The 19,386-nt window shown below is 66.9% G+C and carries 15 protein-coding genes; 13 read left to right on the top strand and 2 right to left on the bottom strand.

The genetic code is table 11. The annotated features are described in order from the left end of the window. Positions 1 to 9 precede the first annotated feature (9 nt). The 12 genes from ACFQPG_RS02060 (at position 10) to ACFQPG_RS02005 (ending at position 12,608) form a co-directional block, all read left to right on the top strand. Positions 10 to 570: an RrF2 family transcriptional regulator gene (locus ACFQPG_RS02060; protein WP_380809872.1), complete on the top strand. Its 561-nt coding sequence runs from the start codon at positions 10 to 12 to the stop codon at positions 568 to 570. Next, positions 567 to 2,048: a Fe-S cluster assembly protein SufB gene (gene sufB, locus ACFQPG_RS02055; RefSeq protein WP_380809870.1), complete on the top strand. Its 1,482-nt coding sequence runs from the start codon at positions 567 to 569 to the stop codon at positions 2,046 to 2,048. The genes ACFQPG_RS02060 and sufB overlap by 4 nt, the downstream gene beginning before the upstream one ends. Further along, a complete protein-coding gene (locus ACFQPG_RS02050; protein WP_380809868.1) occupies positions 2,048 to 2,398 on the top strand; it encodes a hypothetical protein in 351 nt (116 codons plus the stop codon). The genes sufB and ACFQPG_RS02050 overlap by 1 nt, the downstream gene beginning before the upstream one ends. Positions 2,399 to 2,409: 11 nt before the next feature. Next, on the top strand, positions 2,410 to 3,153 hold the full coding sequence (gene sufC, locus ACFQPG_RS02045) for a Fe-S cluster assembly ATPase SufC (protein WP_380809866.1): 744 nt from the start codon (positions 2,410 to 2,412) through the stop codon (positions 3,151 to 3,153). After that, entirely contained in the window at positions 3,150 to 3,998 is an 849-nt protein-coding gene (locus ACFQPG_RS02040; RefSeq protein ID WP_380809864.1) for a SufD family Fe-S cluster assembly protein, read from the top strand. Before sufC ends, ACFQPG_RS02040 begins: the two co-directional genes overlap by 4 nt. Then, the gene (locus ACFQPG_RS02035; RefSeq protein ID WP_380809862.1) at positions 3,995 to 5,263 is read left to right on the top strand and encodes a cysteine desulfurase; all 1,269 of its coding nucleotides are present in this window, start codon (positions 3,995 to 3,997) and stop codon (positions 5,261 to 5,263) included. The genes ACFQPG_RS02040 and ACFQPG_RS02035 overlap by 4 nt, the downstream gene beginning before the upstream one ends. Beyond that, on the top strand, positions 5,263 to 5,733 hold the full coding sequence (locus ACFQPG_RS02030; protein WP_380811673.1) for an SUF system Fe-S cluster assembly protein: 471 nt from the start codon (positions 5,263 to 5,265) through the stop codon (positions 5,731 to 5,733). The genes ACFQPG_RS02035 and ACFQPG_RS02030 overlap by 1 nt, the downstream gene beginning before the upstream one ends. 78 nt (positions 5,734 to 5,811) lie before the next feature. Further along, positions 5,812 to 6,168 carry a HesB/IscA family protein gene (locus ACFQPG_RS02025; RefSeq protein WP_380809860.1) on the top strand — a complete coding sequence of 119 codons (357 nt, stop codon included), beginning with the start codon at positions 5,812 to 5,814 and terminating at the stop codon, positions 6,166 to 6,168. A gap of 35 nt (positions 6,169 to 6,203) precedes the next feature. Continuing rightward, entirely contained in the window at positions 6,204 to 6,542 is a 339-nt protein-coding gene (locus ACFQPG_RS02020) for a hypothetical protein (RefSeq protein WP_380809859.1), read from the top strand. A gap of 47 nt (positions 6,543 to 6,589) precedes the next feature. Continuing rightward, positions 6,590 to 8,614 carry a threonine--tRNA ligase gene (gene thrS, locus ACFQPG_RS02015; protein ID WP_380809857.1) on the top strand — a complete coding sequence of 675 codons (2,025 nt, stop codon included), beginning with the start codon at positions 6,590 to 6,592 and terminating at the stop codon, positions 8,612 to 8,614. A 173-nt stretch (positions 8,615 to 8,787) separates the two neighbouring features. Further along, positions 8,788 to 9,333 carry a translation initiation factor IF-3 gene (gene infC, locus ACFQPG_RS02010; RefSeq protein WP_380811671.1) on the top strand — a complete coding sequence of 182 codons (546 nt, stop codon included), beginning with the start codon at positions 8,788 to 8,790 and terminating at the stop codon, positions 9,331 to 9,333. A 146-nt stretch (positions 9,334 to 9,479) separates the two neighbouring features. After that, the gene (locus tag ACFQPG_RS02005) at positions 9,480 to 12,608 is read left to right on the top strand and encodes a TonB-dependent receptor (protein ID WP_380809855.1); all 3,129 of its coding nucleotides are present in this window, start codon (positions 9,480 to 9,482) and stop codon (positions 12,606 to 12,608) included. Between the two features lie 84 nt (positions 12,609 to 12,692). Here ACFQPG_RS02005 and ACFQPG_RS02000 read toward each other — a convergent pair whose 3' ends face one another. Continuing rightward, positions 12,693 to 15,422, bottom strand: a complete 2,730-nt coding sequence (locus ACFQPG_RS02000) for a [protein-PII] uridylyltransferase (protein ID WP_380809853.1) — start codon at positions 15,420 to 15,422, stop codon at positions 12,693 to 12,695. A 74-nt stretch (positions 15,423 to 15,496) separates the two neighbouring features. Here ACFQPG_RS02000 and ACFQPG_RS01995 point away from each other — a divergent pair, with 74 nt between their 5' ends. After that, positions 15,497 to 16,642 carry an aspartyl/asparaginyl beta-hydroxylase domain-containing protein gene (locus ACFQPG_RS01995; protein ID WP_380809851.1) on the top strand — a complete coding sequence of 382 codons (1,146 nt, stop codon included), beginning with the start codon at positions 15,497 to 15,499 and terminating at the stop codon, positions 16,640 to 16,642. Here the strand turns inward: ACFQPG_RS01995 and mutS are convergent. Next, positions 16,627 to 19,227, bottom strand: a complete 2,601-nt coding sequence (mutS, locus tag ACFQPG_RS01990; RefSeq protein WP_380809849.1) for a DNA mismatch repair protein MutS — start codon at positions 19,225 to 19,227, stop codon at positions 16,627 to 16,629. The genes ACFQPG_RS01995 and mutS overlap by 16 nt on opposite strands. Positions 19,228 to 19,386: the final 159 nt, after the last annotated feature.

The following is a 19,386-nucleotide window of genomic DNA, read 5'->3' as shown; positions in this document are numbered from 1 at the left end:
TCCGAATAGATGCGCCTGACCCACCTTGCCGACTATGCGGTCGTGATCATGACCGCTGCCGCCCGTGCTCCCGCGGGGGCTCGGCTGAGTGCGTCGGTGCTGGCGGAGGACACGGGCGTGCCGTTGCCCACGGCGCAGAAATTGATGGGCAAGCTTGCAGCTTCCGGCCTCCTGGTCAGCGTGCGCGGAGCGGGTGGCGGCTTTGTCCTCGCCCGCTTTCCTGCTGACATCACCCTCGCGGACATGGTCGAAGCGGTCGAGGGCCCGATCGCCATGACCCAATGCAGCGGTTCGGACGAGGCGAGCGACTGCGCGCTCGACGCCATGTGCCGGGTCAAGCCGCACATGAGCGTGGTCAGCAATGCAGTGCGCGGTGCGCTTGCGGCGGTGACGCTGGAGAGCCTCGCCTATCCCACTGCCGCTCACCCTGAGGAGGGACTGAGGAAGCGAAGCGCATTGAAGGCCCGTCTCGAAGGGCATGCGCAACCGGTGCTTCGAGACGCTACTTCGACAGGCTCAGAGGCTCCTCAGCATGAGCGGATTTCCTCCATTCCGAGTTTCGCCAAGTGAACGAACAGACCACCCTCAAGAACCGCGAAGCGCACGAGGCGGCGGACAAGCTCGCGACCTACGAATGGGGCTTCACCAGTGACATCGAGTCCGACTTTGCGCCCAAGGGCCTGACAGAGGACACGGTTCGCTTCATCAGCGCCAAGAAGGGCGAGCCGGAATGGCTGCTCGATTGGCGGCTGAAGGGCTATCGCGCCTGGCTGGAGATGGAGGAGGTCGACTGGGCCAAGCTCGACATCCCCCCGATCGATTACCAGGACTCCTATTATTACGCGGAGCCGAAGAAGCGCCCGACGCTCGCGAGCCTGGACGAACTCGACCCGGAGATCCGCCGCACCTACGAAAAGCTCGGCATCCCGATCGAGGAGCAGAAGGTGCTCGCCGGAGTTGAGGGCGCGCGCAAGGTCGCGGTCGACGCGGTGTTCGACAGCGTCTCCGTCGCCACCACCTTCCGCGAGGAATTGGACAAGGCCGGGGTCATCTTCCGCTCGATCAGCGAAGCGGTGAAGGAATTTCCGGACCTCGTCCGCAAATATCTCGGCAGCGTCGTTCCGCAGCGCGACAATTACTTCGCTTGCTTGAACAGCGCGGTCTTCTCCGACGGCACCTTCGTCTACATCCCCGAGGGCGTCCGATGCCCAATGGAGCTGTCGACCTATTTCCGCATCAATGCTGAGAATACCGGCCAGTTCGAGCGCACGCTGATCGTGGCCGACAAGGGCAGCTACGTCAGCTACCTCGAAGGCTGCACCGCGCCGATGCGCGACGAGAACCAGCTCCACGCCGCGGTGGTCGAGATCTTCGCGCACGAGGATGCGGAGGTGAAGTACAGCACCGTCCAGAACTGGTATCCGGGCGATGCGGAAGGCCGTGGCGGCATCTTCAACTTCGTCACCAAGCGGGCGCTGTGCTCGGGCGCGCGGGCCAAGGTCAGCTGGACCCAGGTCGAGACCGGCAGCGCGATCACCTGGAAATACCCCAGCTGCATCCTCAAGGGCGAGGGCAGCGTCGGCGAGTTCTACTCGGTCGCGCTGACCAACAACCGGCAGCAAGCCGACACCGGCACCAAAATGGTGCACATCGGCGCCAACACCCGCTCGACGATCGTGTCCAAGGGCATCAGCGCCGGCCGCAGCGACAACACCTACCGTGGGCTGGTGCGCGTGCTGCCGGGCGCGGAGAACGTCCGCAACTTCACCCAGTGCGACAGCCTGCTGCTCGGCGACCAATGCGGCGCGCACACCGTCCCCTACATCGAGGTCAAGAACCCAACCGCGACCATCGAGCATGAGGCGACCACGTCCAAGATCAGCGAGGACCAGCTGTTCTACGCCATGAGCCGTGGGCTGGACCAGGAGGCGGCGGTGGCGCTGATCGTCAACGGCTTCGCCCGCGAGGTGCTGAAGCAGCTGCCGATGGAGTTCGCGGTAGAGGCGCAGAAGCTGCTGGGGATTAGTTTAGAGGGGAGTGTTGGGTAATGCGTATTGGTTGGTCGATTGCCGTTCCGGGTGCAGTAGTGGCGGCTCAGCCGATTTCTGCACAGACTGCTCAGCCGAGTGCAATGATGCTCGCCCAAGCGCATGATCGTTGTATGACGACCTATGCGGTTCGTCTGACGAATACTGCAGCGACCGACCAATCCATCTTCGCCGATGCAACCGCCGGCTGCAAAGAGCTGAAGGATCAGCTCGGCGCGGCGATTGCTCGCGATTACACGCCCGCTCAGGCGACAGAGCTGAACGCTATGCTTGAAGCGCAGGCTAAGCCGAATTTTGACAAGCTGCTTCAGCGGATACGCGCCGACCGGGCAGCTAAGCCCGCGAACTAATCAGGACAAATATGCTTCAAATCACCAACCTCCACGCGACCGTCGCGGACAAGCCGATCCTGAACGGCCTCAGCCTCACCGTTCCAGCGGGCGAGGTGCATGCTATCATGGGGCCGAACGGGGCGGGCAAGTCGACCCTCGCCTACGTACTCGGCGGGCGGCCCGGCTATGAGGTGACCGAAGGCTCCGTGACCTTCATGGGCGAAGACCTGCTCGCGCAGGAACCCCACGAACGCGCCGCCGCGGGCCTGTTCCTCGGCTTCCAGTATCCAGTCGAGATCCCCGGCGTCTCCGGAATGCAGTTCATCCGCGAGAGTCTCAACGCCCAGCGCCGCGCCCGCGGTGACGCGGAACTCTCGGGCGCCGAATTCATCCGCCTCGCCCGCGTCGAAGCGACCGAGCTCGGGATGGACATCGAAATGCTCAAGCGCCCGGTCAACGTCGGATTCTCCGGCGGCGAGAAGAAGCGCGCCGAGATGGTCCAGATGGGCATCATGCGCCCGCGCTTCGCCGTCCTGGACGAAACCGACAGCGGCCTCGACATCGACGCGCTGCGGATCGTCGGAGCCGGCATCAACCGCATCATGCGCGCACCCGACAAGGGCGTGCTGCTGATCACCCACTACCAGCGCCTGCTCGACGTGGTGCAGCCCGACCGAGTCCATGTGCTCGCGGAAGGGCGGATCGTTCGCAGCGGCGGGCCGGAGCTCGCCCACGAGCTCGAGCGCGAGGGCTATGCGGAGGTGGCGGCGTGAGCACCACCGAGCTTCTCCCGCTTGGGCGAGATGTCGGCCGAAGCTCGACAGAGGGGTCACTCACCCCTCCGGCGCTTCGCGCTAGCTTTCCCAAGGGGGAGGAGCTGTTTCCATCGCGCAAGGATGAGGCCTGGCGCTACGCCGATCTGGACGCACTTAAGAGCGTCTGGGATGCCCTCGAAGCGCCGCGGCAGATTGTTGTCCCGGCCGGAGAGAAGCACTGGCATTCGCTGTTGCCGACCAGCGAGCCGATTCAGGTCCGCCGCGCCGAGATCATTGTCGAGCCCGGCGCGGAGCTGTCGATCTTCGCGCTGAACACCGCGTCGGAATACGGCCGCTACGAGATGGATGTCGAAGTCCGCGAAGGCGCCAACTTCACCTTCGACGGCGCCAACATCGGTGGCGGCAAGGCGACGCAAGAGATCGTCACCGTAGTTCGTCACGTCGAGCCGAACGGCACGTCGCGCCAGTATGTGCGCTCCGTTCTCGCCGGCAAGGCGACTGGCAGCTACCTCGGCAAGGTCGCGGTTGCCCGCCACGCGCAGAAGGTGGACGGCGAGCAGTCGGTCAAGGCCATGCTGCTCGATCGCGGCGCGATGGCGAACTGCAAGCCGGAACTCGAAATCTACGCAGACGACGTGAAATGCGCGCATGGCGCGTCGGTTGGCGAGCTTGACCCCAACCAGCTGTTCTACGCCATGAGCCGCGGGCTCGATCCGGCGAGCGCCAAGGCGCTGCTGCTGGAGGGTTTCGTGCTGCAGCTCTGGGACGACGTGCCCGATAAGGCGCAGCGTGAGGCGCTGGTAGAGGCAACCCGGGCTGCGCTGCGTGAGGTGACGAAGTGAGCGAGAGCCAGCTTCTCCCCCTCGGGGGAGATGTCGAGCCCAGCTCGACAGAGGGGTCACTCACCCTTCCCTCGCTTCGCGCCACCTCTCCAGAAGGGGGTGAGCTGAGCGTCCGCGACCAATTCCCGGCGCTCGCCAACTGGCACTACCTCGACTCGGCCGCCACCGCACAGAAGCCGCAGGCGGTGATCGACGCGATCGACCTCGCCTACGCGCGCGACTATGCCACCGTGCACCGGGGCGTGTACCAGCGCTCTAGCGACATGACACTGGCCTATGAGGAGGCCCGCTCTGCCATCGCCCGCTACATCGGGGCGGCGGCGAACCAAGTGGTCTTCACCCGCGGCGCAACCGAGGCGATCAACCTGGTCGCCCGCCAGCTTCCGAAGGAGGGCCGCAACCGCGTCCTCCTCTCCGCATTGGAGCACCACAGCAACATCGTCCCGTGGCAGCTCGCTGGGTACGAGATCGACGTCGTTCCCCTGACCGCCGACGGTTGCATCGACCTTGACGCTGCCGAGCGCTTGGTCAGCGATCAGCATCGCGTCATCGCCCTGGCGCACATCTCCAACGTACTCGGCTCGATCCTCGACGCTCGGCGCGCTGCGGAGATCGCCCACAGCAAGGGCGCCCTGCTGCTGCTCGACGGCTGCCAAGCGGCGCCGCGGATTGCTGTCGATGTCGCGGAGAGCGGGTGCGACTTCTACGCCTTTTCCGGCCACAAGCTTTACGGTCCGACGGGGATCGGGGCGCTGTGGGGCCGCACTGATTTGCTCCAGTCCATGCCGCCGTGGCATGGCGGGGGGGCGATGATCGATGCGGTGACGTTCGCGCGCTCCACCTACCTCGATGCGCCGGCGCGGTTCGAAGCGGGCACACCGCACATCGTGGGAGCAATCGGACTCCATGCCGCGCTCGACTGGGTCGAAGGCCTCGGCCGCGCTGCTATCCACGCCCACGAGCTGGAGCTGGTTCGCCAATGCCGTGAGGCGCTGCGCGGGTTCAACTCGGTCCGCCTGTTCGGGCCCGAGGAGAGCGCCGGAATCGTCAGCTTCGCGCTCGAGGGGGTGCATCCGCACGATGTTGGCACCATCCTGGACGATGCCGGAGTGGCGATCCGCGCCGGGCATCACTGCGCCCAGCCGCTGATGGAGGTGCTTGGCGTCCCCGCCACCTGCCGCGCCAGCTTCGCGGTGCATTCGGGCAGCGACGACATCGCGGCGCTGGTCGACGGTTTGAAGCGCGTTCAACGGATATTCGGATGATGGGTGAGGAAAAGAAGATCGAGGTCGAGGAAGTGACGGAGATTGCCCCGCCGCCGCGTGCCCGGGTCGAGCCGGAAACGCCGTCCGAGACCTTCGAGCGCAAGCGCGACTATCTCGCCGGCTTCCTCGCCGAGCAGCCGAACGAGGTGCCTGCCCACGGCCCGGGCGGTGACGTTCAGGCCGCCATCGTCGAGGCGCTGAAGACGATCTATGACCCGGAGATCCCGGTCGACATCTACGAGCTCGGCCTGATCTACGACGTGGCAGTCGACGAGGATGGCGATGCTGTGGTCACCATGACCCTGACGACGCCGCACTGCCCGGTGGCGGAATCGATGCCGGGTGAGGTCGAGTTGCGGGTGCTGTCGGTTCCGGGCGTCCGCGATGCGGAGGTCAAGCTGGTCTGGGATCCGCCGTGGGATCCGAGCAAGATGAGCGACGAGGCCCGGCTTGAACTGGGGATGCTTTGAGATGATCTCGCAACAACAATTCCGCTCGACTTCGCACGTTGCGATCCGCTCGGGACGAGCGGCAATTCGGTATTCCATATGACCAGCACCAAAACCCGCGCCCGGCCCGCGGCCATCTCCCTCACCGCCGCGGCCGAGCAGCGCATCGCCGACTTGATGAGCCGCGCTCCCGAAGGCGCGATCGGGGTCAAGCTTTCCACCCCTCGTCGCGGCTGCTCCGGCCTCGCCTACTCGGTCGACTATGTCACCGAAGAGGACCGCTTCGACGAGAAGATCGTCACGCCGGGCGGCACTTTCTACGTCGATGGCGCCTCGATCCTCTACCTGATCGGCTCGGTGATGGACTGGCGCGAGGACGATTTCACCGCCGGCTTCGTGTTCGACAATCCCAATGCCAAGGGCGCATGCGGGTGCGGGGAAAGTTTCACGGTCTGAAGTCCGGTCTGGTATAAGACAGCAGGAGGTGAGCCATGCGTCTTCTGGTCCTGCCGGTCCTGATTCTCCTGTCGGGCGCCGCGCCAAGCACTCCCGCACCAAGCGCGCCTCCGCCTCAGCGCGCTGAACCCGCCCGGGCCATGCCCGCCATCACTCCCGGCGGACCTCAGCGCGCCGACTGCCCCGAGACGGCGGCCACCCTAGCGCGGCGCGAAGGCGGCAGGCTGCAGCCGCGTACCCTGGGTGAGATGCCGGGTGCAGACCATTACGCGGCCGTCTACCGCCGGATCGGCGGATGCGAGGTGCCGCTGGTCGTCAGCTACAATGTCGGTGGTCGTTCTCCGGCTGCCGCACTGCGGGAGCAGCGCCGCTAAGCCTTTGGGGGTGCAAATCCGGAGCCCCAGCCGCTAAGGGGCGGGGCATGTCCAAGATGTTCAAGATATCCCTCCCGGATGGCTCCGTTCGGGAGATGCCCGAGGGTTCGACACCAGCCGACGTCGCAGCGGCCATCGGACCGGGCCTTGCCAAGGCTGCGCTCGCGGCGCGGGTCGACGGGGAACTTCGCGACATCAACCGCCCGTTCGAGGGTGACTCAAGCGTCGCGCTGGTTACCTCGCGCGACGAAAGGGACGCCCTCGAGCTGGTCCGTCACGACTTTGCCCACGTCCTCGCCGAAGCGGTGCAGAACCTCTATCCCGGCACGCAGATCACCTTCGGCCCGGCGACGGATGATGGCTTCTACTATGACTTCGCGCCGACCGCGGAGCGCGGACCGTTCACCGACGAGGACCTGCCGGCCATCGAGGAGGAGATGCGTCGGGTCATCGCACGGGACGAGCCGCTCGTGCGCGAGGTCTGGCGGCGCGAAGACGTGCGTGATTTCTTCCAGCGCACCGGGGAAAGCTTCAAGGCCGAATGGGTGATGGAACTGCCCGACGGCGAGCCGATCACCATGTATCGCTCAGGCCGGGGTGATCAGGCCTGGATGGACCTGTGCCGGGGGCCGCATCTCGAGTCCACCGGCAAGCTGGACCCGCAGGCGTTCAAGCTGACCCGCGTGTCGGGCGCTTACTGGCGCGGCGATCCGAAGAACCCGATGCTGAGCCGCATCTATGGCACCGCCTGGCTCAACAAGAAGCAGCTGGCGGAGCATCTCGTCCGGCTGGAGGAAGCCGCCAAGCGAGACCATCGCAAGATCGGCCAGGAGATGGACCTGTTCCATCTCCAGGCCGAGGCGCATGGCAGCGTCTTCTGGCATCCCAAGGGCTTTCTGCTGTGGCGGCAATTGGAGGCCTACATGCGTCGCCGCCTTGATGCGGCCGGCTATCACGAGGTGAAGACCCCGCAGCTGATGGATGCGCGACAGTGGGAACGCTCAGGCCACTGGGGCAAGTATCGCGAGAACATGTTTGTCGTGCCGGACGAGATTCCGTCCGGCGAGGACGATGCTCCGGTGCTTAGCGGCGATGCCGACCTGATGGCGCTGAAGCCGATGAACTGTCCGGCGCACGTGCTGATCTTCAAGCAGGGCATTACCAGCTACAAGTCGCTGCCGATCCGAATGGCCGAATTCGGCTGCTGCCACCGCAACGAGCCGCACGGCGCGTTGCATGGCATCATGCGGGTGCGCCAGTTCACCCAGGACGACGCCCACATCTTCGTCCGCGAGGATCAGCTGGTCGAGGAGGTGAAGGCCTTTTGCGACCTGCTCGACAGCGTCTACCATGACCTCGGCTTCGACAAATACGCGATCAAGCTGGCGCTGCGCCCGGACAAGCGCTTCGGCAGCGACGACGACTGGGACAAGGCCGAGGCGGAGCTCCGCGAAGCAGTGGAGGCGTCAGGCCGCGCTACCCCTGAATTCGGTTGGGAAGAGCTTCCGGGCGAGGGGGCGTTCTATGCGCCCAAGCTGGAATTCCACCTCACCGACGCGATCGGCCGCACCTGGCAGGTCGGCACAATCCAATCCGACCGGGTGCTGCCCGAACGGCTGGATGCCAACTACATCGGCGAGGATGGCGAGAAGCACCGCCCCGTCATGCTGCACCGCGCCATCCTCGGCACGTTCGAACGGTTCATCGGCATCCTCATCGAGCACCACGCCGGCAAGTTCCCGCTGTGGCTTGCGCCGGTGCAGGCGGTGGTGGCCACCATCGTGTCGGACGCCGACGGCTATGCGCAGCAGGTCGCCGAGCGGCTACGGGCTGCCGGACTTCGGGTCGATACCGACCTTCGCAACGAGAAGATCAACTACAAGGTGCGCGAGCACAGCCTGGCAAAGGTCCCGCTGCTGCTGGTCGTCGGCAAGCGTGAAGCCGAAGAGGGCACTGTCGCGGTGCGCCGGCTTGGCAGCGACCAGCATCAGAAGCTGATGGCCCTCGACGAGGCCCTCGCGGCCTTTGCGGCAGAAGCCGTTCCGCCCGATCTTGCCCCTGGGCAGGGCTGAGCTGGAGCAGCGCAGGGTGGACCTGACTCGGGGCGGGTGCCCCGGCGCGGAGTGACGCCACTCCGCCACAGACCGGCGAAAAAGACGGAGCCGGGGCCTCGCGGCCCCTTCCATTCGCCGGCCCGAAGCCTTAGTTCGCGGCGTCAGAACCAATCACTTCAGGAGATCGCTTCATTCCACCGCCCTATCCGCGCCGCCCGCAGGCGCCGCCGCAGTTTACCGGCCCTCGCTACAACGAGTTCATCCAGTCCCAGAAGGTCCGGGTGATCGATGAGAACGGCGAGAACCTGGGCGTGATGTATACGCGCGAAGCTTATGAGCAGGCGGTCAGCGTCGGACTCGATCTCGTTGAGATCAGCCCCAATGCCGATCCCCCCGTCGCGAAGTTCCTAGACATTGGCCGCTTCAAGTATGAAGCGCAGAAAAAGGCCAACGAGCAGCGCAAGAAGCAGAAGACGCAGGAGATCAAGGAGATCAAGATGCGTCCCAACATCGACGACCATGACTATGACACCAAGATGAAGAAGGTGGTCGAGTTCCTGGGCGAAGGTGACAAGGTGAAGCTCACCATGCGCTTCCGGGGGCGTGAAATGGCGCATGGGCAGCTCGGGATGGCGGTTCTTCAGCGGGCGTCGGAACAGGTCAGCGACATCGCTAAGATCGAGGCGCACCCGCGTATGGAAGGCCGGCAGATGCTGATGGTGCTCGCCCCCAAGTGAGCGGGCGCAGCACTGGTGCTGCATTGCAGCATGTTGCTATTGAGCCACATGTCTGCTGGATTAACAGGTCTGTCAGTGGCGGCTCGCTTCCCACTAAGATGAGGCTGCACTAGCCTTTCCCCCAAGACACGTTCTGGAGGGGAAACATGCGCAAGTCCGTCTGGCTGCTTTCGGCAGGCCTGTTCGCAATCTCGGCGCCGGCGGTGGCGCAGCAAACCACCGACACGGATCAGGGCACCGCCCAGCCGACCCCGGGCGCCACTGAAGGCGCCGCGGTCGACAGCCAGGCGGTCGAGCAGCAGCCGGTCGACACCGGCGAGGCTGGCGAAATCGTCGTGACCGCAACTCGCCGCAACGAGGCGCTGAGCGACGTTCCGCTGGCGGTCAGCGCGGTCACCGCCGAGACGATCGAGAATTCGGGTATCGTCGACATCCGGCAGCTGAACCAGGTGTCGCCGACCCTGCTCGTCTCCTCCACGTCGTCGGAGGCCGGCGCCGGCGTTGCCCGGATCCGCGGCATCGGCACGGTGGGCGACAACCCGGGCCTCGAGAGCTCGGTCGGAACCTTCATCGACGGCGTCTACCGCTCGCGCACCGGCACCGGTCTGACCGAACTTGGGCAGATCGATCGGATCGAGGTCCTGCGCGGACCGCAGGGCACCCTGTTCGGCCGCAACACTTCGGCTGGCCTGATCTCCATCATCACCGCCAAGCCGCGGTTCCAGACCGCGTTCAACGGCGAACTGACGATCGGCAACTACGACCTGCGCCGGGTCGAGCTTGGCGCGACCGGGCCGATCAGCAGCACGCTCGCGACCCGCGTCGACGCCGTTTACCTGAAGCGCGACGGCTTCCTTGAGGACGTGATTTCCGGTCGCGACGTCAACGATCGTGATCGTTACCTGCTGCGCGGCCAGTTGCTGTTCCAGCCGAACGACGACGTGTCGGTCCGGCTGATCGCCGATTACGCCAAGCGCGATGAGGAGTGCTGCGCCGCCCCGTACCTGCGGACCTTCGACGTGAACGCCGTCAACGGCGAGGCGGTCGAAAGTCCGTCCAGCGTGCGCCGCATCCTCGAAGGGCTCGGGGCAAGGATTAACGACGATACGTTCGATCGGGAAGTCTCGATCACGCCGGGTCGCAGTTTCCGGTCCGACGTCAAGGACGGCGGCCTGTCGGGCGAGCTGGTCTACGACTTTGGTGGCATGGAGCTCACCTCCATCACCGCCTACCGCTACAACAAGTACGTGCGCGGCCAGGACGCCGACTTCAACAACCTCGACATCGTCTTCCGCGACGATGACGGCGGCGCCTTCAACCGCTTCAAGACCTTCAGCCAGGAACTGCGCCTTCAGGGCACCACCTTTAACGACCGGCTCGACTGGCTGGTCGGCGGCTATTACGCCAACGAGAAGCTGCGGGTTCTCGACAACATCGCCTTTGGCGCGGATTATCCGCGCTATGCCAACTGCCTGGTCGCCAACAACTTCGTTGGCGCCACGGGTCAGGCGGCGCTGCTGTCCCCCGGCGTTAGCCCGACATGCTTCCAGCCGCTGGTCGCAGCCGGCGTACAAGCCGCGCTGCTCGGGCAATTCAATGCGGCGGTTGCGGCCGGCAACCTCACCGCAGCGCGGTTGGCGGCCGGCAATATCGGCGTGATCAGCGCCTTTGCGCGCCTCAACAGCCCGCTGCTGACCTTCCCGACTCCGGGCGGGCCGGTCGTGCTTTCGCCGCCGGCGAACTTCGGCAGCGCGGCGTTCGGCAACAATGGCTTCGGCAATGTCGCGCTGGCGTTCGGCGGCGGCGCTCGCGGCTTTGCGGGTACCAACGACATGTTCGACCAGACCAGCAACAATCTGGCGCTGTTCACGCACAACATCTTCTCGATCACCGATGCGCTCAAGCTGACGGTTGGCGCCCGCTATACGCGAGAGAAGAAAACGCTCGACGTCGATCTGAACGACACGGGCGGGCCAAGCCTGTGCAGCTTCTTCTCCGGCGGCCCCCTGGCCTCGCTGCAGCAGTTGCCGTGCATCATCCCGACGCTTCCTGGCGGCACCTTCTCCGAGAAGGATTCGCGCACGGAGAACAAGCTGTCGGGCACGGCGGTACTCAGCTGGAAGCCGACGGACGAGCTACTGACCTATGCCAGCTACTCGCGCGGCTACAAGGCCGGCGGCTACAACCTCGACCGCTCGGGCCTGACCCGGACGATCGCGTTGAATAGCTCGGGCGTTCCGGTCCCGGGCGCCGTGACCACCGCCGCTTCGCTCCAGGATCTCGAGTTCCGGCCCGAGATCAACGACGCAATGGAGATCGGCGCCAAGTACAACGGTCGCGGGTTCGACGTGAACGTTGCCGTATACCGGCAGCTGTTCAAGGACTTCCAGCTCAACACGTTCAACGGGCTCAACTTCTTCGTCGAAAACATCAATTCCTGCGAAGACGACCTGAACGGTGCCGATACCGATAACTCCCAGGTCGTTCCGACCGGCGAGTGCACCGGCGACACCCGCGCCGGCGTGAAGAGCCGTGGCATCGAGGTCGAGGTGTTCACCCGGCCGCTGGCGAACGTCACCTTCAATCTGGGTGGCACGCTGGGCGACACCAAGTACCGCAAGAACCTGGTCGGCGCAGGCGGCCGGGCGCTTTCGCCTGCCCTGTTCCAGCTGCCTGGGCGCCGGGTGTCGAACTCCTCCGCGTTCGTCGGCACGGCTTCGCTCGGCTGGACTCCGCCGATCGGTGGGAGCGGGCTGCGCGGCCTGTTCTACATCGACATGCGCCATCAGTCGGAGTTCAACACCGGCTCCGATCTTGACATCGAGAAGATCGACAACGGCTACACCGTGTTCAACGGCCGCGTCGGTCTGCGCGGTCCCAAGGACTTGTGGGCTGTGGAGCTATGGGGGCAGAACCTGCTCGATACCAACTACAAGCAAGTCGCGTTCGACGCCTTCCTGCAGGGCAGCTGCACGACCCGCGGAGCGCTCAACGGCTTCTGCTCGAACAATGCGCCAAACCTGAACCGGTCGACCCAGCTGTTCGGCGCCTTCCTCGCCGAGCCGCGGACCTATGGCTTGACCCTGCGGATGAAGTTCGCGCCGGAAGGCCGTCCGGCGGAAGTCGCTCCGCCGGCGCCGCTCCCGCCGCCGCCGCCACCGCCGCCAGCGCCGACCCAGACTTGCGCCGACGGTTCGGTGATCCTGGCGACGGACAGCTGCCCGCTGCCGCCGCCACCCCCTCCGCCGCCGGCGCCGGAACCGGTCCGCGGCTAAGCTTCGGTCATTGAGGAAAAAGGCCCCGCCAGAGGATGGCGGGGCTTTTTTTGGTCAGGGTGAATAGCGGCTAACCGGCCAGGCTCATCCGGCGCTCGCCAGTTCGCCCGAGCGCTCTGCCGCCGCCGCGAGCAAGGCTGATCGGATGCTTGCAATGCGCTCCGCAGGCAGCCTCTGCCGGTCGGCGCCCGTCAGGTAGAAGACGTCCACCGCGCGGTCGCCATAGGTGGCGATATGTGCGGAATGGAGCACCAGATTTTCCCGGTGGATGGCTCGGGCCAGATCGGCCAGCAGGCCCGGCCGGTCCGAGGCAATGACCTCGACCACGGTGGTCCGCTTTGACGCCCGCTCGGCGACTGTCACCGCCGGGGCGATGGCAAAGGCGCTCGACCTCGGCACAGACGGCAGCGCCGGCAGGTCCTGCCCGGCCAGCGCCGCTTCCACCGAGCGGACCAGCCGGTTACGCTGCCGTCGGTCGCCATAGGGCCTGCCGCGGCGATCCTGGACCAGCAGGTTGTCGAGGGCGAGCCCGTCGCGGGTGGTGTGCACGCGCGCGCTGACGATGTTCGCTCCGGCCGCGGCCAAACCGGCACAGATGCGGTAGAACAATCCCGGGCGATCCTGGGCGAACACGGTGACCCGGGTTGCCCCTTCCTCCTGGCCCTCCGCCGTGACGTTTGCCGCCAACCCTCCGATCCGCGCTTCGGCGGACGCGATCTGGCGGGCATTGGCCAGGATCGACTCGGGGCTTTCGGCCACCCAATAGCTGTCCGGCAGCCGCCGTGCATGGGCGCGAAGCGCCGCCGCGGGCCAGCCGAGAGCGTCGCCCAGCTGCCGCTGCCGCTCCGCCACCTGTTCGGTGCGGCCCCGTTGCTTGTGGCCGAGCCGCAGTTTCTCCTCGGCCAGGTCGAACAAGGTGCGGATCAGCCGTCGCTTCCAGTCGGTCCAGACCCCCGGACCGACGGCGCGGATGTCGACCACGGTCAGGATCAGCAGCAGCCGCAGCCGTTCGGGGCTTTGAACCACCGCAACGAAGTCGTCGATGGTCTTGGGGTCGGCCAGATCACGCTTGAACGCCGTTGCCGACAGCAGCAGATGGTAACGGACGAGCCACGCCACCATGTCCGTCTCGCCCGGCTCCAGCCCGAACCGCGGGCCAAGTTCCAGCGCGATCTGCGCCCCGAGTTCGCTATGGTCGCCGCCACGGCCCTTGGCGATGTCATGCAGCAGCACGGCGACGTACAAGGCGCGCCGCGACCCGATCTGCTTGAACAAGGCCGTTGCCAGGGGATGGTCGTCGGCCAGCTCGCCGCGCTCGATCGCCGCCAGCAGGCCAACCGCGCGGATGGTGTGCTCGTCCACCGTATAATGGTGGTACATGTCGAACTGCATCTGAGCGACCACCCGGCCAAAATCGGGAACGAAGCGGCCGAACACACCTGCCTCGTTCATCCAGCGAAGTGCCAAGTCCGGGCGCGTGCTGGTCAGCACTTCAAGGAACAGGGCGTTGGCGTGCGGATCATCGCGGACCTGATTCACGAGCCGCACTTCGCGAGTGGCGGCCCTCATAGCCGTGGGATGCACCTCCAACCCTTCGCGCGCCGCCAGGGCGAACAGCTCGATCAGCCGCGCCGGATCTTCCGCCAGAAAGTCCTCCCGCGGGAGCGACAGCCGTCCCCGGTCCAGCATGAAGCCGTTCAAGCGCCTGGGGCGGCGGAGGAACGCCGGCATGGTGAACCGCCGACCTTCGGCCGCAAGCTGCTCGTCCAGCTGCGCCAGGAACAGGCCAGTGAGGTCACCGACTGTCTTCGCCTGCAGGAAATAGAATTGCATGAACCGCTCGACCGCGGATTTGCCGGGCCGGTCGGCATAGCGCATCGTCTCGGCGATGGTCCGCTGATGGTCGAAGCTCAGCCGTTCCTCGGCCCGGCCGGTGGCGAGGTGGAGATGGCACCGCACCGACCACAGGAAGCGCTCGGCGCGGTCGAACCGGCGATACTCCTGGGCGGACAGCAGGCCGGCGCGGACAACCTCCGCCGGCGAGCTCACCCCGTGGACATACTTGCCGATCCAGTAGAGCGTGTGGAGATCGCGCAAGCCTCCTTTTCCGTTCTTGATGTTGGGCTCGACCACATAGCGGCTGTCGCCCATCCGTTGGTGGCGCTCGTCGCGCTCGGTCAGCTTGGCCGCGACGAAGTCGGCTGCGGTCCCGGCAACCACCTCGGACCGAAACCGCGCCATGGCTTCGGCGAACAGCGGCTGGTCGCCCCACACGAACCGGGCTTCCAGAAGGCTGGTGCGAACCGTCATGTCGTCACGGGCAAGCACCAGCAGCTCGGGCAGGGTGCGGATCGCCTGGCCGACCTTCAGCTGGAGGTCCCACAGCAGGTAGAGAATTGCTTCGATCACCTGCTCGCACCAGGGCGCCCGGGGAGCGGGCGTCAGGAACATCAGGTCGACGTCGCTGAACGGCGCCATCTCGCCGCGCCCGTAGCCGCCCAGCGCGACAACGCTCATCCGCTCGGCCGCGGTCGGGTTGGCATTGGGGTAGATACAGGTGGTCGCGATCTCGTGCGCGACCCGGACGATCTGGTCCGTCAGCCAGGCAGTCGCGGCGGCGTGGGTCCTCCCGCTGGACGGCTGGGCCGCGATCCGCTTCGCGATCTCCGCTCGTCCGGCTGCCAGCGCCTCGCTAAGCAGGGCGCTGGCCCGAGTGCGGACGTCCGGCCCGCACAATGCTTCGATCCGATCTGACAGCAAGCGCCGGTCGATGATCGCGCGGCGGTCCGCGATGAGGTCGAAACGCTTGGCCATGGTGCCGTGTATGCCTCAAAGCCGCGCCGGGGGCAGCATTGCGGAACGGCGAAACTGCGATATGCCTTGCGCACATGAGCAGTCCCGACCTGCAGCAGCTTGCCGCCAGCGGGGCAGCCGCGCTTCGATCCGGCGATCATCGCAGCGCGCGCGCCGCGTTCGAACAGGTGACGGCGGCCGGCGGCAATGCGCACAGCTGGTTGATGCTCGCACAATGTTGCGCCCACCTCGGCGATCCACAGGCGGAAGAGAGGGCGCTGGACGGCGCGCTCAACGTCGAACCCCGCAATCTGATCGCGCTGCTGGCGAAGGGTGAGCGGGTGCTGTCCCGCGGCGACGAGCGCGGGGCGGCGAGCTTCTTCACCCTTGCGCTTCAGGTTGCGCCGGCCGAGCTGCCGCCGGCGCTTCGCGCGTCTGTGCAGCGCGCTGCCGAGAAGGTGGCAGCGGTGCAGGATCGCTTCGAGGATCATCTCGAGCAGGCGCTGGCAGACGCCGGGATCGACCGGGCAGGCCGTCCGCAGCGCTTCCAGGAAGCGCTCGATATCGCTGCTGGGCGCAAGCCGATCCAGATCCAGCAGCCGACCAGCTTCTTCTATCCGGGCCTGCCGCAGACATGCTTCTTCGATCCGGCGGTATTCGGCTGGGTCGCCGGGCTGGAAGCCCAAACCGCCGCGATCCGCGCGGAACTGGAAGGGTTGCTGCGCGACGAGGCGGGGTTCCACCCCTATGTCCAGCGAGACCCGGCGCGAGCTAACCGCGAGCATGCGCTGCTGGACGATTCCCGGTGGAGCGCGTTTGACCTGTGGCGCAACGGCGAGCCGGTCGAGCAGAATGCGCGCCGCTGCCCGGTGACTATGGCCGCGCTGGACCAGGTGCCGCTGCCTCGGATCATCGGCCGCGCGCCGATGGCGATCTTCTCGATGCTCCGCGCCAGGACCCACATTCCGCCGCACTGGGGAATGCTCAACACCCGCCTGATCTGCCACCTGCCGCTGATCGTGCCGCCGGACTGCCGCCTGCGTGTCGGCAATGAGGAGCGCATGGTCGAAGCGGGCAAGATGATGATCTTCGACGACAGCATCCAGCATGAAGCCTGGAACGACAGCGATTCCACGCGAGTCGTCCTGCTGTTCGAAATATGGCGCCCTGAACTCGACCACGCCGAACGCGCGGCTCTCACGGCCATGTTCCAGTCGATCGGCAGCTACGGCGAGGGCTGAGCCAACGCCTTCAGCCGATACAATGCGTCCAATGCCTCGCGCGGGGTGAGCGCGTCGGGGTCGATGCCGGCGAGGGCATCGCTCAGCGGGTCGGCCGGCAGGTCGGGCTCCGCCGCCAGCGCCGCGAACAGGGGCAAGTCGTCCAACCCCGCGGCGATCCCGCCCGTAGCATCGCGGCCGGCTTCAAGCTTGGCGAGCACCGCCTTGGCGCGCGCGACCACCGCCGGCGGCAGGCCCGCCAGCCGGGCAACGGCGATGCCGTAGCTGCGGTCCGCGGGGCCGTCCGCTAACTCGTGCAGCAGGACGAGGTCGCCCTTCCATTCGCGGGCGCGGACATGATGAAGCGACAATGCGTCGAGCCGGTCGGCCAGCCTGGTGAGCTCGTGATAGTGGGTCGCGAACAGGGTGCGGGCGCCGACCTGGTCGTGCATCGCCTCGACCACGGCCCAGGCGATTGCCAGGCCGTCGTAAGTCGAGGTGCCGCGGCCGATCTCGTCGAGGATGACGAGGCTGTCGCGGGTGGCCTGCGCGAGGATCGCGGCGGTCTCGACCATCTCGACCATGAAGGTCGAACGGCCCCGCGCGAGATTGTCCGACGCGCCAACCCGGCTGAACAGGCGGTCGACGATGCCGACCCGCGCCCGGCTGGCGGGAACGAACGAGCCGGCCTGGGCGAGGAGGGCGATCAGCGCCACCTGGCGGAGGAAGGTCGACTTGCCACCCATGTTGGGCCCGGTGATCAGCCATAGGCGGTCGACGGGGCCGAGCGCGCAATCGTTGGCAATGAACCGCTCGCCCGAGCCTTTCAGCGCCGACTCGACCACCGGGTGACGGCCGCCCTCGATCTCCAGGCACGACTGGTCGGCAAGCTCCGGGCGGCACCAGCCACCCTCGGCCGCGCGCTCGGCGTGGCTCGCGGCGACGTCGATCCGGGCGATCGCGTCGGCGGTCTCGGCGATCCGTGGCGCGGATGCCACCGCGAGAGCCGTCAATTCCTCGAGGTGCGCAGCCTCGGCGGCCAGCGCGTGGGCACCGGCTTCCACGACCTTGCTCGCTTCGGCGTGAAGGTCGGGCGAGTTGAAGCGGACGGCACCGGCCAGCGTCTGGCGGTGAGTGAAGCCGCTGTCCGCCGCCAGCAGCGCGTCGGCGTGGCGGGCGCTGACTTCGACATGATAGCCGAGCACCGCATTGTGCCGGATCTTGAGCGACGAGATCCCGGTCAGGTCGCGGTAGCGTGCCTCGAGCGCGGCAATGGCGCGCCGACCGTCGGAGGAGGCCAGCCGGAGGGCGTCGAGCTGCCCGTCGTAGCCGTCGGCGATATACCCGCCCTTGGCAGCGTCCAGCGGCGGTGAGGAAACCAGCGCCGCGGCGAGCCGCTCGACCAGTGCATGATGCCCGGTGAGTGCCGGCAGGAGGCCAGTCAGCAGCTGCGGGAGGTCGGGCTCCCCCTCCAGCATCGCGCGCAGTTCGGCCGCCGCGCTCAGACCGTCGCGCAACAGCGCAAGATCGCGCGGGCCGCCGCGGGTCGCGACCAGCCGCCCCAATGCCCGGCCGATGTCCGGCATGGCCCGGAGCGCCTCGCGGACGCGGCCGCGCCGCAGCGCGTCCTCCTGCAGCCAGGCGGCGGCGGTGAGCCGTGCCTCGATCGCCCGCCGCTCGACCAGCGGTGCGGCCAGGTCCGCCCCCAGCATCCGGCGTCCAGCGGCGGTGACACAGCGGTCGACCTCCGCCAGCAGCGACCCGGCGACCCGACCATCGGCCGCCCGGCAGATCTCCAGGCTGGTCCGGGTCGCGGCGTCGATCGCCATATGCTGCAGCCGCGCGATCCGGCGGGGAGCCGCAAGGAACGCGGTCGCCTGTTTCTGGGTCGCCTCGAGATAGGTTAGCAGCCCGCCTGCCGCGGCCAGCTCGGCACGGCCGATCTCACCGAAGCCGTCAAGCGTCTGCACCCCGAACCGAGCCTTGAGCGCGCGCTCGCCCGCGGTGCTGTCGAAGCCGCCCTTGCCGGCCGTCGAGTGGATTCCGGGCAGCTTGCCGTCGGCAATCGTCTCGGCCGGGGACAGGCGAGCCAGCTCCGCCTGCAGGTCGCCGGGACCGCAGGCGACCAGCTCGAAGCGACCGGTCGAGATGTCGGCGGCTGCGATGGCCCATTCGTCGCCCGCCCGCGCCACCGCGGCCAGCCAGTTTGCCGCCCCGCTGTCCAGCAGCGTGTCCTCGGTCAGGGTGCCGGGCGTCACCAGCCGGACGATTGCGCGCTCAACCAGCGCCTTGGAGCCGCGTGCCTTGCGGGCTTCCGCGGGGCTCTCGGTCTGCTCCGCGATGGCGACGCGGTGCCCGGCCCTGATCAGCCGCGCGAGGTAGTTCTCCGCGGCATGGACCGGTACGCCGCACATCGGCACCGGCTCGCCGCCGCTCTCGCCACGCTTGGTCAGCGCGATGTCGAGGCAGGCGGCGGCAGCCTTGGCGTCGTCGAAGAACAATTCGAAGAAGTCGCCCATCCGGTAGAACAGCAACGCATCAACCGCCTCGGCCTTGAGGCGATGATACTGCTCCATCATGGGGGTGGGGGCGTCGGCGCGGGCCATGGGAGCGGGTTAGCGGGTTTGGGGTGAACACAACACCACTTCCGTTTGGTGTCGAGGGAAGTCGAGACACGCCTGTCCTGAGCTCAGCCGAAGGGCCCCGACGCGTTCATCCTGAGCGGCTGCCGCAGGCAGGCAGGCGAAGGGCTCGTGACGAACGGA

It is taken from the genome of Sphingomonas sp. GCM10030256 (genome assembly GCF_042666415.1).
Taxonomy (GTDB): Bacteria; Pseudomonadota; Alphaproteobacteria; order Sphingomonadales; family Sphingomonadaceae; genus Sphingomicrobium.
This window is presented reverse-complemented; position numbering and strand designations above follow the sequence as displayed.

What these genes read in the sequence shown, in the direction of transcription:
- ACFQPG_RS02005 (WP_380809855.1), top strand. Translation starts at nt 9,480, where the DNA reads ATGCGCAAGTCCGTCTGGCTGCTTTCGGCAGGCCTGTTCGCAATCTCG.
- ACFQPG_RS01995 (WP_380809851.1), top strand. Translation starts at nt 15,497, where the DNA reads ATGAGCAGTCCCGACCTGCAGCAGCTTGCCGCCAGCGGGGCAGCCGCG.
- ACFQPG_RS02030 (WP_380811673.1), top strand. Translation starts at nt 5,263, where the DNA reads ATGGGTGAGGAAAAGAAGATCGAGGTCGAGGAAGTGACGGAGATTGCC.
- thrS (WP_380809857.1), top strand. Translation starts at nt 6,590, where the DNA reads ATGTCCAAGATGTTCAAGATATCCCTCCCGGATGGCTCCGTTCGGGAG.
- ACFQPG_RS02025 (WP_380809860.1), top strand. Translation starts at nt 5,812, where the DNA reads ATGACCAGCACCAAAACCCGCGCCCGGCCCGCGGCCATCTCCCTCACC.
- ACFQPG_RS02000 (WP_380809853.1), bottom strand. Translation starts at nt 15,422, where the DNA reads ATGGCCAAGCGTTTCGACCTCATCGCGGACCGCCGCGCGATCATCGAC.
- mutS (WP_380809849.1), bottom strand. Translation starts at nt 19,227, where the DNA reads ATGGCCCGCGCCGACGCCCCCACCCCCATGATGGAGCAGTATCATCGC.
- ACFQPG_RS02050 (WP_380809868.1), top strand. Translation starts at nt 2,048, where the DNA reads ATGCGTATTGGTTGGTCGATTGCCGTTCCGGGTGCAGTAGTGGCGGCT.
- sufC (WP_380809866.1), top strand. Translation starts at nt 2,410, where the DNA reads ATGCTTCAAATCACCAACCTCCACGCGACCGTCGCGGACAAGCCGATC.
- ACFQPG_RS02060 (WP_380809872.1), top strand. Translation starts at nt 10, where the DNA reads ATGCGCCTGACCCACCTTGCCGACTATGCGGTCGTGATCATGACCGCT.
- ACFQPG_RS02020 (WP_380809859.1), top strand. Translation starts at nt 6,204, where the DNA reads ATGCGTCTTCTGGTCCTGCCGGTCCTGATTCTCCTGTCGGGCGCCGCG.